General features: G+C 39.2%; 18 protein-coding genes. 2 read left to right on the top strand and 16 right to left on the bottom strand.

The window, feature by feature from the left end:
* The first annotated feature begins 187 nt into the window (after nucleotides 1–187).
* Nucleotides 188–1,606: an IS1182 family transposase gene (locus G611_RS14440; RefSeq protein ID WP_155942219.1), complete on the top strand. Its 1,419-nt coding sequence runs from the start codon at nucleotides 188–190 to the stop codon at nucleotides 1,604–1,606.
* 129 nt (nucleotides 1,607–1,735) lie between these two features.
* On the opposite strand, the gene G611_RS0108635 is transcribed toward G611_RS14440, so the two are convergent.
* The 6 genes from G611_RS0108635 to G611_RS0108660 form a co-directional block, all read right to left on the bottom strand.
* Nucleotides 1,736–1,987, bottom strand: coding sequence for a TIGR03905 family TSCPD domain-containing protein (locus tag G611_RS0108635; protein ID WP_028243280.1), 252 nt, complete (start codon nucleotides 1,985–1,987; stop codon nucleotides 1,736–1,738).
* Between the two features lie 14 nt (nucleotides 1,988–2,001).
* Nucleotides 2,002–2,739, bottom strand: coding sequence for a YARHG domain-containing protein (locus G611_RS0108640; RefSeq protein WP_028243281.1), 738 nt, complete (start codon nucleotides 2,737–2,739; stop codon nucleotides 2,002–2,004).
* 67 nt (nucleotides 2,740–2,806) lie between these two features.
* Nucleotides 2,807–3,964, bottom strand: a complete 1,158-nt coding sequence (locus G611_RS0108645) for a serine-tRNA(Ala) deacylase AlaX (protein ID WP_036948841.1) — start codon at nucleotides 3,962–3,964, stop codon at nucleotides 2,807–2,809.
* A gap of 12 nt (nucleotides 3,965–3,976) precedes the next feature.
* Entirely contained in the window at nucleotides 3,977–4,984 is a 1,008-nt protein-coding gene (locus tag G611_RS0108650) for an asparaginase (RefSeq protein WP_028243283.1), read from the bottom strand.
* A gap of 1 nt (nucleotide 4,985) precedes the next feature.
* Complete coding sequence (locus tag G611_RS15365) at nucleotides 4,986–5,417, bottom strand: hypothetical protein (protein WP_051195180.1); 432 nt, start codon at nucleotides 5,415–5,417, stop codon at nucleotides 4,986–4,988.
* Between the two features lie 14 nt (nucleotides 5,418–5,431).
* A complete protein-coding gene (locus G611_RS0108660; RefSeq protein ID WP_028243284.1) occupies nucleotides 5,432–6,070 on the bottom strand; it encodes an HAD family hydrolase in 639 nt (212 codons plus the stop codon).
* An 88-nt stretch (nucleotides 6,071–6,158) separates the two neighbouring features.
* On the opposite strand from G611_RS0108660, the gene G611_RS0108665 reads away from it, so the two are divergent.
* Nucleotides 6,159–6,926 (top strand): RNA-binding protein, encoded by a 768-nt coding sequence (locus G611_RS0108665; protein WP_028243285.1) that lies wholly within the window; start codon nucleotides 6,159–6,161, stop codon nucleotides 6,924–6,926.
* 1 nt (nucleotide 6,927) lies between these two features.
* Here the strand turns inward: G611_RS0108665 and nadE are convergent, their stop codons facing one another.
* The 10 genes from nadE to G611_RS0108715 form a co-directional block, all read right to left on the bottom strand.
* A complete protein-coding gene (gene nadE, locus G611_RS0108670) occupies nucleotides 6,928–7,677 on the bottom strand; it encodes an NAD(+) synthase (RefSeq protein WP_028243286.1) in 750 nt (249 codons plus the stop codon).
* A 39-nt stretch (nucleotides 7,678–7,716) separates the two neighbouring features.
* Complete coding sequence (locus G611_RS0108675) at nucleotides 7,717–8,781, bottom strand: SH3 domain-containing protein (protein WP_028243287.1); 1,065 nt, start codon at nucleotides 8,779–8,781, stop codon at nucleotides 7,717–7,719.
* Between the two features lie 11 nt (nucleotides 8,782–8,792).
* Nucleotides 8,793–10,070, bottom strand: a complete 1,278-nt coding sequence (locus tag G611_RS0108680; protein ID WP_028243288.1) for an alginate O-acetyltransferase AlgX-related protein — start codon at nucleotides 10,068–10,070, stop codon at nucleotides 8,793–8,795.
* A 14-nt stretch (nucleotides 10,071–10,084) separates the two neighbouring features.
* Nucleotides 10,085–11,551, bottom strand: coding sequence for an MBOAT family O-acyltransferase (locus G611_RS0108685; RefSeq protein WP_028243289.1), 1,467 nt, complete (start codon nucleotides 11,549–11,551; stop codon nucleotides 10,085–10,087).
* A gap of 1 nt (nucleotide 11,552) precedes the next feature.
* Nucleotides 11,553–12,656, bottom strand: a complete 1,104-nt coding sequence (locus tag G611_RS0108690; protein WP_028243290.1) for an acyltransferase family protein — start codon at nucleotides 12,654–12,656, stop codon at nucleotides 11,553–11,555.
* A gap of 5 nt (nucleotides 12,657–12,661) precedes the next feature.
* Nucleotides 12,662–13,045 (bottom strand): PH domain-containing protein, encoded by a 384-nt coding sequence (locus tag G611_RS0108695; RefSeq protein WP_028243291.1) that lies wholly within the window; start codon nucleotides 13,043–13,045, stop codon nucleotides 12,662–12,664.
* A gap of 89 nt (nucleotides 13,046–13,134) precedes the next feature.
* Nucleotides 13,135–13,974 carry a CPBP family intramembrane glutamic endopeptidase gene (locus G611_RS0108700; protein WP_028243292.1) on the bottom strand — a complete coding sequence of 280 codons (840 nt, stop codon included), beginning with the start codon at nucleotides 13,972–13,974 and terminating at the stop codon, nucleotides 13,135–13,137.
* A gap of 18 nt (nucleotides 13,975–13,992) precedes the next feature.
* A complete protein-coding gene (locus G611_RS0108705) occupies nucleotides 13,993–14,667 on the bottom strand; it encodes a hypothetical protein (RefSeq protein ID WP_028243293.1) in 675 nt (224 codons plus the stop codon).
* Between the two features lie 11 nt (nucleotides 14,668–14,678).
* Nucleotides 14,679–15,323, bottom strand: coding sequence for a hypothetical protein (locus G611_RS0108710; protein ID WP_028243294.1), 645 nt, complete (start codon nucleotides 15,321–15,323; stop codon nucleotides 14,679–14,681).
* 1 nt (nucleotide 15,324) lies between these two features.
* Nucleotides 15,325–16,203 carry an ABC transporter ATP-binding protein gene (locus G611_RS0108715; protein ID WP_028243295.1) on the bottom strand — a complete coding sequence of 293 codons (879 nt, stop codon included), beginning with the start codon at nucleotides 16,201–16,203 and terminating at the stop codon, nucleotides 15,325–15,327.
* Nucleotides 16,204–16,207: the final 4 nt, after the last annotated feature.

A 16,207-nucleotide genomic window follows, 5' to 3' on the forward strand; every position in this document is an offset into this window, starting at 1 on the left:
TCAGAGTGTAGACAAAGTGTCGCGGCTTCCGCCGCGACCTTTTCTTTTTTTATAAGGAGGAACTGGAGTCAGAGGACCCCAGTTCTTTCATTTTTAAACCAACTTATACCTTAGAAAGCCTTGATTTTACAAGCTTTATAGCCACTTTTTTGATATAATAAAACTATCAAAACAAGGGGTTAGAATAATGATTACAGAACAAAATGAGAAGGCTAGAAAGCAGATTGAATTTGTATGTACTGATGATTTAGTTCCTCAAGATCATCTTCTAAGAATCATAGATAAAGCAATTGATTGGTCTTTTATTTATGATTTAGTCAGAGATAAATATTCTCCTGATCAGGGGCGTCCAAGTATTGATCCTGTCACTCTAATCAAAATCCCATTGCTTCAATATTTATACGGAATTAAAAGCATGCGCCAGACTATAAAAGAGATTGAGGTGAATGTTGCTTTTAGATGGTTTCTTGGGCTTGAACTTTATGATAAGGTTCCTCATTTTTCAACCTTCGGTAAGAACTATTCAAGAAGATTCGAAGGTACTGATTTATTTGAGCAAATCTTTCAGCACATCTTGGAAGAATGCTATCGCTTCAAACTTGTTGACCCAACAGAAATTTTTGTTGATGCAACTCATGTAAAAGCAAGAGCTAATAATAAAAAGATGCAACGAAGAATCGCTCAGCAGGAAGCATTGTTTTATGAAGAGATGCTAAGAAAAGAAATATCATCAGATAGAGCTGCTCATGGTAAAAAGCCATTGAAAGATAAAGATGATGATAACCACTCATCTGGTTCGTCAGGAGGTAATGATAAGTTTGAAGAATACACTGATGATGTTCCATTGGATGGTAAAACAATCAAATGTAGCACTACTGATCCTGAAAGTGGTTGGTTTAGAAAGGGTGAGCACAAACATGTCTTTGCTTATGGAATAGAAACTGCCTGTGATAAAAATGGGTGGATTTTAGGTTTTGATGTTAATCCTGGCAATGAGCATGACAGCAGAACTTTCAAAGGTCTGTATGATAAGCTTCAAAATATTGGAATGGAAAAATGTGTTGTTGATGCAGGATATAAAACTCCAGCCATTGCGAAGTTATTACTCGATGATGGTGTAAAACCTGTTTTTCCATACAAAGCACCAATGACAAAAGATGGTTTCTTCAAGAAATATGAGTATGTCTATGATGAATACAACGACTGTTATATTTGCCCTAATAACCAAATATTAAAATACAGTACTACAAACAGAGATGGTTACAAGGAATACAAAAGTTGCAGTCACATATGTGAGAAATGTGAGTTCTTAGGACAATGTACAGCAAGTAAGAATCACGTAAAAGTTGTAAACCGTCATGTCTGGGAAGAATACATGGAAGCATGTGAAGATATAAGACAGACCTTAGGTATGAAAGAGTTATACTCTCACAGAAAAGAAACCATAGAAAGAATCTTTGGAACAGCTAAAGAGAATCATGGTTTTAGGTATACACAGATGTATGGTAAAGCGCGCATGACAATGAAAGTCGCGCTTACCTTTGCGTGTATGAATTTAAAGAAACTAGCAAAAATGCAACAAGAATGGGAATTGAAAATGGCCTAAAGAAAGGCCATTTTTAACAAAAATCCAAAAAAGAATCTTGGAAAAAGGAAAGGATGCTGCAAAACCGAGTTTTGCAGCATCCTCTTTGTCTACAGTCTGGGGGCTCCTTAACGGAGCCCTTTTTCAATCCTATTTATTCATTGCTTCTTCAATTCCAAGAGCAAGCTGATCTGCACAGCTGGTGCCTTTGAAACCACAGCTATTTCCTTTAAGGATTTCTACTGTATGTGCTGCATCAGCGCCCTCTAAAAGCTTGCTGATAGCCTTTGTATTGCCGTCACAGCCACCAGTAAATTTTACATTGTGAAGCTTGCCATCTTCGATTTCAAAATCAATCTTTCTAGCGCAAACTCCCTTTGGTGTGAAACTAAATTTTTCCATATATAACCTCTTTCTTACATTGGATCTAAGGAATTTAAAAGATCCAAATTCTTTACTTCTGTTTCTGAGAATATATCCTCAGTGAAATCCTTTGGAAGGATGCTTGGTGTGTACCAAATCTGTCCCATGAAATAATTGTATATTTCTTTGTCCTTAAAGGCGTATCCATGTCTAGCATAGATTTCGTTTTTAGCCATATGAATAACTTCTGGCGCAAGTCCACTGAAATCGCTGGCCTGATAAACTTTCTTATCAGTGTTAAATAGATACTGGCAATAGCAGCTAATATCTGTGACACTTCTTGTTGTTTCCCAGTAAGAAGAAACCGCTGGCCAATATTTGTTACCATCAAGATATCCGCTTCTTTCACTGATTGCCGCATTGATTTGGTCTGCAGACCAATCTGCAACTGCTGGTGCATAAGCGCTAGGATCAACCACTGTTATAACAACATCTGAGAAATCCTCCTCAGGTTGAGCCTGCTCATCAGCTTTCTCATTTGCTGAAGGTGTTTTACTATCTTCAATGGCAACAGCCTTTTCCTCGCTCACCTTAAGGCTCTTTTCCTCCTTGTTAAGAAGGCCAAAGGTAATACAGCCTGTTAAGATACCAACCACAAGCGCAACACCAAGCTCTATTCCCCATCTTTTAACATTAGGGCTGATGCTTATACCATTTGTTCTTTTTTTGTTTTTGAAAAGCCTGCGCATTCCATAATGCACATCATCAATCAAATCTAAAAATTCTCCCATTATTCATCCCTCTTAATCTTTAAACTTTATTAAGTATAACATAAAGTCTATAATTGTTACAAATTTATTACAGTGTACCCTCAATCTGTGTTCTGGTAGCGTTTATACTCCCCTGAGCCATCTGCTTGCTGCCTCCGCCTTTGGCACCAAGTAGTTCTCTTAATCCTGTAGCTATTGCTGCGCAGTCTCTGGTTTTGCTGCCTATCACAAAATTGTAGCCTTCTTCATCATCACCTGAGAAGATTGCACATAAACCGTCATGTCTTTCTACAAGCTTGTTTACACCATCTCTCATGGTCTTTGTGTCTAAATCTTCCATAAAGATAATTACATCTGTAAGCTCTGGAACAACGCTTTCAATTCTATCATTCAAAAGTCCAGCCTTAATATCGCTTATACGATATTTCAACTGCTTATTATCCTCAATTAATCCTTCAACCTTTTCAGGAAGCTCTTCCTCTTTACAGTTAAGCTTTTGATAAGCGCTGGCAAGGATTTTCATTCTTCTATTATAATCTGCAAGGGCTCTCATACCGCATAAAATGTACACTCTGGTGCCGCCCTTGTATTTTCCGTAGGAAACCACCTTAAGTAATCCCACCTGACCTGTTGATTTAACATGTGGGGCACAGCAGGCACAAAGGTCTACGCCTTCGATTTCTACTAATCTAACAGCCCCTTCTATTTCCTTTTTGCTGCGATAATTGATAGCGCCCAACAAATCCTGATTAGGATAATATGCCTTCACCGCCACATCCTTTGCAATGATTTCGTTGGCAGTTGTTTCGATGTAATCAACCTGTTCATCTGTAAGTTCAATATTAAGATCCAGTGTGACTGTATTATCGCTTAGATGGAAGCCAACGTTTTCAGCACCGTATGTGTTGTGAGCAATTCCTGTAAAGATGTGCTCCCCTGTATGCTGCTGCATATTGTTGAATCTGTGCTGCCAATCTATTACACCCTTGACCTCTTCGCCGATAAGAAATCCCGATGTGACGTAGTGATAAATCACGCCATCTGCTATCTGCACATCTATAACCTTAGCATTATCAAGAGTTCCTATGTCACTGCTTTGGCCACCCTGTTCAGGGAAAAACAGTGTTTTATCAAGCACCACCTTGTAGGCTGTTTTTTCATCTTTTGTAATTTCATCGCAGGAAATAACCCTACCTACAAACTCCTTGGCATAGGCATCCCTGTCAAATAATGCTTCTGTCTTCATAATCGTTCCAATCTATTTGCTTTTTCTGTAAAGCATGTCTCTGTTTATTTCTGTGTAGAAGGTGTTCCTTAACTGCTCTCCGGTATAGCCCATTCCTTCTATCCACATAAGCTTTGTTATAGTAGCCTCCAATGTCATGTCGTAAGCCTCTATCATGTGGAAATCATGCTTAATCTGACGGCCTACCTCGTAGACTGTCATATTGCTGCCCTCATTGGCAACCTGTGTAGTCATAACTGCCAGCTTGTCCTGGCCTGCCCACTTATCCATCTCCTTGTAGAATGCTTCCATCAGTGTTTCTGGCATTCCACCTACACCAAAGCTTTCGATTACGATAATATCGTACTGCTCGAAAAGGAAGCTTAGGATACATGGATTCATTCCTGGATAAAGCTTTAGCAACGTGACCTTATCCGACATGTCGAAATAGAATTTCACATCACCTGTTATCTTTGTCTCAGGGATATATCTAAGCAACACCCCATCCTGTATTACTGCAAGATATGGGAAATTGATGCTTGAAAATGCATTGTAGCTCTTTGCCCTCTCCTTTTTAGCGCGAGTTCCACAGATTACCTTTCCATCAAATACTATGCTGACATTCTGAGAATTGTCATCTGATGCATAGATGAAGGAATCTAAAAGATTTGTTTTGGCATCTGTAACGTCCCTGCTGATAGGCTTTTGCGAGCCGGTTACAACAATTGGCTTTTTTGAATTCTGAATCATATAGCTAAGAGCTGCTGCAGTAAATGCCAGTGTATCTGTACCATGGCACACTACAAATCCATCATAATCGTCGTAATTGTCCCTAATGCATTTGGCAATACGCACCCAAAGTTCAGGTGTCATATTAGTGCTATCAATGTTCATCAGCTGCAGAGCATGAACCTGACACACCTTTTCTACGGCTGGTATGTAGGATAAGATATCCTCTGCTGTAAGTCCTGGTGTTAGCCCTGCTTCTGTTTGTTTTGAGGCGATAGTTCCGCCTGTTGCAATCATTAAAATATTCTTCATCTTAGTTCTTTCCTATTGGCATTCCAAAAAATTTAGCTTGGAAGCCTTCTGCTAATGTTTCATAATCTGTATATCTGATATTACTTTTGAAATGACTGTTCCATGTATCTTTCAAAATATCGCATATACGAATTGCTTTTTCATTTTCCTCCATCTGCTGAATAGATGGAAAAACATAAAAAATCATAAAATAGTTAAGGTTCATTAAATCCCCACCTCGAACCTTTCCAAACTTTTTGAAGGCTGCTGTAACATCCTCGCATAGCTGCTTTGCCTGCTCTTGTAATTCGCTTTCATCAGCCTCCACCAGGTCATTAAGCAATTCATATCTATTGCTTTTGAACATCTCTATATTGGCCTCATAAGCTTTCTTGTTGTTGACCTTGCTAAGTTGTCCCGCATCCTCAAATATTTTTTCTACATTATATCCCATAGTTTTCTCCCTTTTTACTCAATCACGTCATTAAGCTCTCTTATATCATCAACCTTTGCAACATAACCGTCTACTGATTTGCCGTAGCCGTAGGCTGCCCAGATGAAATCCACACCTGCTTTGTCACAGGCATCCTTATCTCCTTGGATGTCGCCGATGTAGACTGGATGCTTAAGCTGATTCTTTGCAACTAATCCCTTGATGTTATCGGCTTTGCCAAGGCCATTATCTCCGTAGCAGATAAAATCTGTGAAAAGATAACCTAAGCCGCTTCGCTCAAGGAAGGTTTCGATATAGCCCGACTGGCAATTGCTTACGATGTAAAGCTTTGTGCGCTTACTAAGGGCTTCGAGAGTTTCCTTCAAGCCTGGATAAGAAGTATCAACTGTACTTTCAGCTAAATCCTTCATTTCGTACTCTTCGCAAAGACGGAGTGTAGCATAACGTCTATCAGCATTTTCATCTGGTATGCAGGCATCTGCAATATCTGTCATAGTCTTGCCGAAGAGCCCCTTTAGCTTATCCTCATCAAACTTAACATCATATCCCATATCCTTACAGGCTCTCTCCCAGCTAGGCGCAAACACTGGGGTGTTATCCCAGATTGTGCCATCCATATCAAAAATGATTCCATCTGTATTAATCTTTTTCATGTTAAAAACCTTACTTTCTAAACTAATCGATGATATTTTACCGCATTTTAAGTATAATTGATACAGATTTATCAAAGGATGAAGAACTATGACAGATGATGAACAGCTTTTATACAAGCGCTTAATCGAGCTTTCAAACAGAGCTTATCAAAACAACATATATTGCTTTAGTGACTTCCTCAGCCTAAGCCAGCAGGAGGTCTTGTATCAGGCTGCAAGGGATAAGGCCTTTGCACCTATAAAATATGAGCTATTCGGAGGATATGAGAACTGTGAACGCCAGATGGCTCGCTTCGGAAGTGAAGCGGATTTCGGCTATGAAGTGGATTTTCCTATCAAATGCATCAAGGTAGAGCCACTGGCAAAGAAATTTGCAAAGGAATATACTCACCGCGACTATCTGGGCAGCCTTATGAGTCTTGGAATAGACCGAAAGAAATTCGGGGACATATTTGTAGATGGCATGGATGCCTATATGTACGTAGACGATTCCACTGCCGACTATCTTCTGGAAAACTTTGTATCTGTAGGCCGCAACGCCGTAAAATGTAGCTTCAGCGAACTACCTGATTCATACAAAAAAGCAGCCCTAAAAGAAGTCACCATACAGGTAGCTTCCCCTAGGGCTGATGCAGTTATCGCAAAAGTATACAACCTAAGTCGCAAGGACACCATTCCTTACTTCACCGAAAAGAAGGTCTCAGTCAACGGGCACATAGTAGAAAACAACGACAAGCTTCTTGCTGCCGGTGACACCGTCTCCGTCCGCGGCTTCGGCAAATTCAATCTTATAAGCGAAGGTGGCCTATCCAAAAAAGGCAAGCTCAACCTCAATGTAGAAGTCTTTGGGCGCTAGACTAGCTGCGCTTGTAGGCTGGCATGAGCTGGAGCTTATGGAGGTTTGCCACGTGCTTGCGTTCGATAGATGCGATGATGTCGGCTGGGATGCCTTCCTTGTTGCCTGAGATATATTCGTCAAGCTGCGCGTATGTAAATCCAAGCTTGTCTTCGTCAGACATTCCTGATAGACCATCAGATGGTGTCTTGTGTACAAGGCTTTCTGGAAGACCTAGGTATTCGCCAATCTGAAGAACCTCATGTACTGTGAAGTCCTGAAGAAGTGATACATCACCTGCTGCATCACCGTATTTTGTAGAGTAGCCTACGTAATCCTCAGATGCGTTGCATGTATTTACTACGAAGGATGTTACGCCCTGTCCCTGTGCTGCTGCATAAAGTGTAGACATACGAAGACGTGGTGCAAGATTTATCTTTAAGTCCTTTGTTACTTCGAAGGTGGTAGCCTTTTCAAATGTAGAAATGGCTGCATTGTAATAGTCTGTGATAGGTATGATTTCGTATGTGAGTCCCAAGTGGTCAACTAAAAGCTTAGCATCGTCTAGATCGCTCATTTCGCCGTTTGGCATGATGATAGCTCTGATACGCTCAGTACCAATTGCTTCCTTAAGAACTGCTGCAGTAACAGATGAATCCTTACCGCCAGAAATTCCTATAATAGCTCTTGAATCTGTTCCAAATTTGTTGAACCACTCTCTAGTGTATTCAATTAATTGCTTTGTCTGTTTTTCAACATTAAACTCTCTCATTTTTAGTCCTTCTTTCTTAAACATAAAGCATTAATGATTTTACAGTGCTGCAATCAAGCGCTGTGCGATAGCTTCGAATCCGGCATCATTTGGATGTCCCGCAAGGAAGGAACCTATCGTATATACGGTTCCATCTGCCGCAGTGTACTGGTCACCCTGCTTAAGCTGATATGAAGATACACCCTGAATGTCTGAAAGACTTACGTAGGTGCAGCCCATTTCTGATGCAACCGCTTTTTTCGTTTTGATTATGCTATCATATTTCCAAAAATTATCAAGTATCACAATTCGTGCATTTGGATTGTATTGCTTGATATATCTAATCATATCAGCAAAATCTTCCTTAAAATGCTCCTCGTGGCCCTTAACATTTTCACCTAATTCGATGACGATAGTTCCGTACTGATATTTACTAATGTATTTGTCCAAGTCATCCAGCTCGTAGTTTCTTGTAGCTGAAAATTCCCATGAACGAAGCGACATATAATCGTAGGAATTGTATCCCTTTGCGGCTACTGTCTGGTGCACATAATCCTTTTCTGGTGCTGTTGCTCCGCAGCCCCAGCCCGAGCCCCACCAATCAGCAGTAGCTGGATATAATGTAATGGAATTACCTATAAACAGAATGTCCTTTGTAGCAGATGGTACGCCTGATGCACTAGGCAATGGTATATCGATATATTCCTCGGAAACATCATCTGGCGACACATAGCCGTAATCTCCATTTATTTTTATTTTATAATAATCTGTTTCATTGCACTGACCAACAATTGAAACACGCTGATCTAAAGAAAGCGTACCAAGGATTTCAGCTACATCGTAAGGATTCTCCCTAACTATAGCTTTGTCCTTTGCGAAATAAGTAACCTCCAAATCCTTGAAGGTGTATTCTTCTGCCTTGCCTTCCTCGGCTAGCTTTAAAGCTTCTGCCTCTTCCTCTTCTTTTTCCTTTTCACGCTCCTGCGCTTCTTTTTCAGCTTCGATTCTGGCTTCTTCAGCAAGCCTAGCTCGCTCCTGCTGATTCTGAGTATAAACTAAGCCCATAAAAGCAATTATCAATATCACAAGAGAAAACCAAAGTGTTATTACTATTTTCTTTTTCAAAACAATAACTCCTATTCTGTCAATGTATTAATCACACGTTGCGCACAGCTAAATGCCTGATAATCATATCTTTCAATGGCTTCTATTACGATGATATCCGCATTTTTGATATCCTCTTTTGCATCAGACATATAATCACGATGTATGAATGAACAATGGGTAAAATCCTTTGCAAGATAAGGCATCATGCCTTCTCTGTAGCTATCACCTAAGAAGCACAGCTTCTTGTCCACCGGCCCATCGGATGTTGTTCTGTTGATGTTAGCATGAATATCCAGTCCGTTGACGGTAATCTCTGGTTTGTAATCTACTGTGGTTTCCACATCATCAATGGTCATTTCCGATTCTGGAACCCCCATGTAAAGATAAAGATCATTTCGTTCAGCTGGCATATTTCCAGTGATGTAATAGCTTGGGTCTATGTATTCGACGCCCATTTTGTCGTACAGGGCGTTTACTCCAAACAGCGCTCCAATGTGGTTCCAGTGACTGTCGTATTTGTAGTAAACCTGATATCTGCCTGTGGCAAACAGTTCCTCACCCAAAGGATAGATAAACGGTGTGTCACAATTTTCATTAACATATTCGTACAGCTGCTGGATACGTCTCCATGAGCTTGCGATATCAACTGTTGGCATGTATTTATAATATACCGATGATTTGTTAGGGGCGATGTAAACATATACTTCTTTACCATGTGCATCGCAGACCGATTTCAGTTCCTTCAGCTTGTTCACGTAAGCCTGTTTTTCTTCCTCGGTAAGAATATTTGTACCCTGATAGCATTCGATTTCGTTTTCGCCATATAGGAACAACCAGCCATCGCGGCCTATAATAACGTCATTGTAAACATTTAATGGGAAGTACTGCTCGTATGGAGAAGGTTCTGGCGCTTCCTCTGGTGCAGGCGCTTCCTCTGCTGGTACTGTGGCTGCCAATTGTTCCTTTGTCTCATCCTCCTCTGGTGGAGTGTAGAACTTTGAACCAATAGCTGTTTCGATTATTTGATATTTAGATTCAATGGCATTGTTAAGTCCCTTATACCAAGACATCAATGTATATCTAAATGGAATCCTGTCATCGATAAAGTTTGAAATACTTTCGCCAGTGTTCAACAGATTTGACCACTCTATCTGGGCCATCTGCCTTTTTTCTGTTTCTACGATAGACAACTTGTGGTAGGCATCCTTATTAACAATCCTCACCATTCCACCTGCTATCCAAGGCAGCACCAGGATAGCCATGAATACCAATATGAATATTTTGTTTTTAATTCTTGTAAGATTCATATTCGTTCACCCTGTTAAAACTGATAATAGATAAATGGATTATAGGTTCCGTTTACCAAAAACAGTAGACTTAAAAGTAATATAGCCAGGCAAACTATCATATTGCCCTTTACTGCCTTAACACTCATGTGAGCCTGAAGGAATCCGCCAAATAATGCACCGCAGATTATTGTTATCACACTCAAGCCAGAAAGATAAGTAAGCAGATTAAGTATTCTTATTCCTCCTACAAACATCCTTGAAAGATACAGTCCTGCTTCCATGATGTTGTCTGCTCTGAACACCACCCAAAGGAAGTTAACTACAAGGAATGTTAACAGACGATTGAAAAATCTAATCTTATTCTTTTTAAGGATTGCACCAAGCCATGCTCTTTCCAGTATAAGAAGCAATCCGTATACAAGACCCCACACAAGGAATGTCCAGTTAGCACCATGCCAGATACCTGTCAAAAGGAAAACGATGAAGATGTTACGACAGGTTTTCTTTAGACTGCATCTGCTTCCTCCCAATGGGAAATAAACGTAATCTCTAAACCATGTAGATAAGGAGATATGCCATCTTCTCCAAAATTCCTGAATGGAATCTGCCCTATATGGATGATTAAAGTTTTCTTTGAAATCAAATCCAAACATTTTGCCAAGTCCGATGGCCATATCTGAATATCCGCTGAAATCGTAATATATCTGGAAGGTGTAGCAAATGCTTCCAAGCCATGCCACTGTCGCATCAAGACTTCCTATGTCGCTAGCCCATATTTTATCTGCAACCTGTGCTAACGTATTTGCGATAATTACTTTTTTGCCCAGTCCAAAGCAAAATCTCTTTATACCAGCTGCGAATTCGTAGCTGCCTACAGACCTGTCTGTAAGCTGTGTAGATATATCCTTGTAATGAACTATTGGACCTGCGATTAGCTGTGGAAAGCAAGCTATATACAATGCGAAATTTAGAATGTTGGGCTGTAGTGACACATCATCGTTGTAAACATCGATAACATAGGACAATGCCTGGAATGTAAAAAATGAAATTCCTACTGGTAACACAATCTCTGGAATGCCAAGTGCCCCAGTGCCTGTGCCTGTGAAAATCCCGTTCATTCTTTCGGCAAATTTTAAATTGCCTCCAAAGAATATGTTTTCAATTGTAGCTATAAACAGGTTGAAATATTTAAAAAAGAAAAGCAGCCCTAAATCTGCCACGATAGCTAAGATAAGACCTACGCGTCTTACTCCATCCGCGTGTCGGTTATTAGAGCACAAAAATCCTGCTCCCCAGTTAATAAATATTACAAGTGAAATCAGGATAAGATATTTGGCTCCTCCAAATGCATAGAACAGCAATGAGAAGCCAAGCAATATGTAATTAGATATTATTAGTCTTTTATCAAATCCCCCGCCTATCAGCCTTGGAATGCCATAGTAGGCAAGCAGGCAGATAGGTAGGAATATTGTGCAAAATAATAGTGAGCTGAAAACCAAATTATTCTCCCTCTCCTTCAATCATCAGCTTGGTGAAAGGTTTTGTTTTATTGAAAAATGTAACTACCTGGTCGCAAATGAGAGCTCCAACAAAGGTGGTGATAATGCAAAGCACTGCCTTTACTGGGAAGCTTAAATTTGAACAAAGTGACTGGATTAATCTGATACTGTAAAACTGGTTGAGGTAAATGAGTAAACTCATTTTGCCACACCATGCAAACACTGGCTTATCAAAAATCTTATGACATGGATTTACATTCGAGAATGTAAGAATCAATCCTGTGCACATGATAAATAATGTTACGAAGCTATATTTTGGATCAACTCCAGTAACTGCATATCTGAGTACCAGTAGATAGCATGCCAGCTCTATCAAAGCGAGTATTCTCTTTCCTGCCACAGTAAAGCTAAGCTTGTTAAGCTGTCTTGTGATGCTGTAAGCACTACAGCCCAAAGCCATCTCGCCAAGTCCTCTTAAGAAGCATTTGTAGAAGTGCCCTGTCCAGCCATCAATTCCTGCAAGGCTGTGGAATTCGTGAGACATATATCCAAGCACGAAAAGTGCGATAAGAGGACATACGATTTTTGCAAACACATCATAGTGCTTTCTTAGGAAATACCAGAAAATAAATGTAACAACAAGCCAAACATCTAAATACCATGTAAGTTTATTTACCCATGAACTATCAAATCCAAAAATCTGTACAAAGAAAAGGGATGCCCATGAATCAACTGCATAAGCTATTCTTGCCTTTGCAGTATTGTGTAAGAAATATCCATTTACGATGACTGTAAGTATCAATGCAAATAGATGATATGGGAAAACATGCTTGAATTTCTTCCACATCATGTTAGCTGTTTCTGTACCTATGTATTCTGAGCGCTGTGAACTTTTAGCGAATGCACTGGCTGCAAGCAGATAACCAGAAACAAGGAAGAAAAATTCCACTCCGATGTATCCATGATTAAAGAAATAAACTCCCTTAATTCCAATACTGATATTTCCATTTACTGCGAATCTCTTATGTATATGGAAAAATAAAATGCCCAAGGCAAAAATAAAGCGTAATAGCTCAACTCGTCCGTTTTTTGCTTTTTTAGTCATAGGTATTAAAATTCTCCTTCATGAAGATCATCATCGTCTACATCATTAACCATGTTCTCTCTTGTGTAGACTCTCTTTGCCTCGCGCTGCTGCTCAACCTGCACAGAAAGCATCTCCTTAACATTTGCAGAATTCTTAATATTCTTTATTTCAAATGTTCCAAGGCTCTTGTCTGATGAACTAACAATAATTGAACCCACGCCAAAAATTCTCTGGCCAAGGCTTCTTTTAAGCTTTAAATCCAAAATTCTATAGAGCCTCACCTCATCCTGAGAAAGGTTAAGCAAACCTGTCTCAACAAAAAGTCTGTCCTCGCTCATGCTATATTTAGTAAAGCTGATTGGAAGACCAAAATATCTTTTTCTATCCTGCCATAAAATATTAGCCATAGTATCCTCCTGTTTTCATAGATATAAATATTATAACCAATTCCTAAAATAAAAGAAACCAGGGATAAATCTCCCTGGCTTACGATTAATTATTTAGTTTCTAGATTTCCTTCACGCTTTGCAATAGCTCGGATGACTAAGCGCACAAGGAAGAATGATGGTATTGAAAGGATTGCAAGCACTATAGCTGTTGTAGGAAGAGTTGAGCTGGCAGCACGGCTTTGCTCTGCAACTTTTGCAAAATCCATTCCAGCTGCTTCCATTACAGCATTCATCATGAAAAGTAGGCACATATTTGTTCCATTAAATACCATGTGCATTTCAATTGATGTAAAAATGCTTCCGCTGGCTCTGTTTACATATGCAAATATGATACCAAGTACTGTTGCATAGCAGAACTGGTTCAGATTTAAATGAATTATGCCGAACATCAATCCTGAAAAAATTGCTGCTACTGCAAATGGGAACACCTTCTTTAATCTGTTAGTAAAGAAGCCTCTACATACTATTTCCTCTGTGATTGGTGCACTAATTACTGTTGCAAGAAGTGTAAGTCCAACTGATTCTGTTGCAAACTGATCTACAGCCTGAACCATAACATTTGGAACAAAGAACTGAGATACAACATTTGCAAGCATTACCATAGGCTGTGCAACAATTACAAGTAATATTGTAAAGAAGAATGTGCTAACCTTTATCTTCTTGAATTCAAATGCTTCTACAATGGAATCACCCTTTTTGATTGTATAAGCAAATACTGGAATCAATAAACAGATATCAAGTATAAATACATGTAGATATGTTGGGATTACTATACCTGCGTTTTCCAATCGTCCGAATATAAACCCTAACAATAATTCGATTGCTAATTCCGCCCAAAATAAAATCACTAGCTTGGCTGTTTCTAGTTTGTTTTCATTTGTCATCATTATTTTTCCCTTTCCCTATTACATACTAACATTTACTGGTATCTTTCTAAAAGTAATCCAGTTAACTACTAAGCCTGCTACTGCAAAGGCTATCATTCCAATCCAAACTGGAAGCTGATTATAAAACGGATTTATAACCATATCTACAAGAAGTGCTGTAGCATCTGATGCACCTGTGACCTCTCCAATTAATCGTGGGCCACCGATTATTATTAGTAAGAAGCATATATAATAAATCCAATATACTACCTTTCCATATCTAAGCATTCCATTTCCTGCGGTAGCCTCAATCCACATGATAAGGCCAAATACAATTATTGCTATTTTAAAAACAGTGATTGTTGCCACTGATGCTGATATCAAGCTCACAATGATTGCAAAAACGGCTATCTCTAAAAAATCAGCTATTCTACTGTAACCAAAAAGTACTTTTCTAGTCATTCCAAAGCAAAGACCACGTGGAACCTCGTCTGCCTGCAAAAAGACTTTTATAAAAACATTTATTATTACATAGCCATAGGCTAAAATCCCTGCGATTAAATCTCCATAAGGTGTATCATCTTCCATTCCTGTGGATCTGAATACGAATTCAAGTACAACACCAATTAGAATTGCAAGAGCAAGTAGGAATAAATTCCATATTTCTCCTGTCTTTTTAAGTTGGCATATTGCTTTAATATTATTTCTACTCATAGATTTTCCCCTTATTTAACCATGCTCTTTTGGTTCAATTTGTATGCCCATAGCTCTGCCAATGCGAATATTGCAATTGCACCTACGATTAACAGTGGAAATGTAAAACCAGAAAGCTCAGTAACATACTCTTTCATCCAAAAGCCACCTATAGCCAAGGATGCACCAAAAACTCCACCAATTATCGCTATTATCATTATTATTACTTTTCCGTACTTGCTTACCTTATGACCAACTATCAGTCCTATAGGTCCTAATGCGATAGCTATAATGCATGAAATTAAAATGAGTATTATGTATTTATACTGCTGGAAGATTACTGCAACAAGTGATAATGCTATAAAATTTCCAAATACGAATGTGAACTGCTTTATCAACTCGCCTACAAAAATATCTTTTCTTCTGGCTCCCATGGATAATGCCATGCTGTCATACCAGTTAGGTCCATAAAATGAATACATCATGTTCATCATAATGATGAAAATGCTACCAACACTCATAAACATGTTAAGTACATATTCTACAAGGGATTTCTCATCTGAACCGATAATCAACCATTCGATAATTAGCAGGCACTCCAGACCAAGTACAAGCCCCAAAGTCTTTAAGCCTTCCTTGAAGAAGTACTTTGCAGAACGTTTTGCGAGACTACTCATACTAAGCCTCCTTTCTGCCATCTACACACATGGCATAGAAAAGATTCTGCAGTGGTACAGGCTCAACCTGTACATCACCATTGAAACCATCTACAGGCTCATCAGCAAGAACAGTTACCACCTTGTTTCTTCCGATAGATTCAGGATGATATGTCTTGAAATCCTTTACCGCTGCATCTACATTAGTTTCTTCTCCGCTTACACGATATGCTCTGGCAAGAAGATCCTCAGTGTTTTCCTCGATTATAATCTGACCATCATCAATGATGATAACCTTTTCAAATAATGATGCTGCCTCTTCGATAATGTGTGTGCTGATTACAAAGGTTCTGCCTGTAGCTGCATACTCGTCAATAACAAGCTTGTAGAACTGCTCTCTGGCAACTACGTCAAGCCCTGCAACTGGCTCATCCAAAATAGTGATATCAGCTTTGCTGGCCATAGCTACGATGATGGTTACTGCTGAAAGCATACCCTTTGAAAGCTTGTTGATACGCTTCTTAGGATTAATTCCAAAAAGCTCTATCAATTCCTTAGCATATTCTTCATCCCAGTTAGCATAAAATGCCTTAGCTGTTGCAAGATAATCCTTTACCTTAATTGTGTTAGGGCCAAACATTGTTACCTGAGAAATCTCTCTTGAATAACAGATGTGTGAAAGTGCCTTTTCATTTTCCCAAACTGGCTCACCGTCCAGTGTAATAGTTCCTTCTGTAGCTGGATTTTGAGCTGTAAGAATAGAAAGAAGTGTTGTTTTACCTGCGCCATTTCTTCCAATCAATCCATAAATCTTTCCAGTCTCAATTTCCACGTCTACATTCTTTAGAACTGTATCTTTACCATATTTTTTTACGATATTTTTTCCTAATAATGTGCTCATATAT

The sequence above is a fragment of the Pseudobutyrivibrio ruminis AD2017 genome (assembly GCF_000424305.1).
In the GTDB taxonomy this organism is placed as follows: Bacteria; Bacillota; Clostridia; order Lachnospirales; family Lachnospiraceae; genus Pseudobutyrivibrio; species Pseudobutyrivibrio ruminis_B.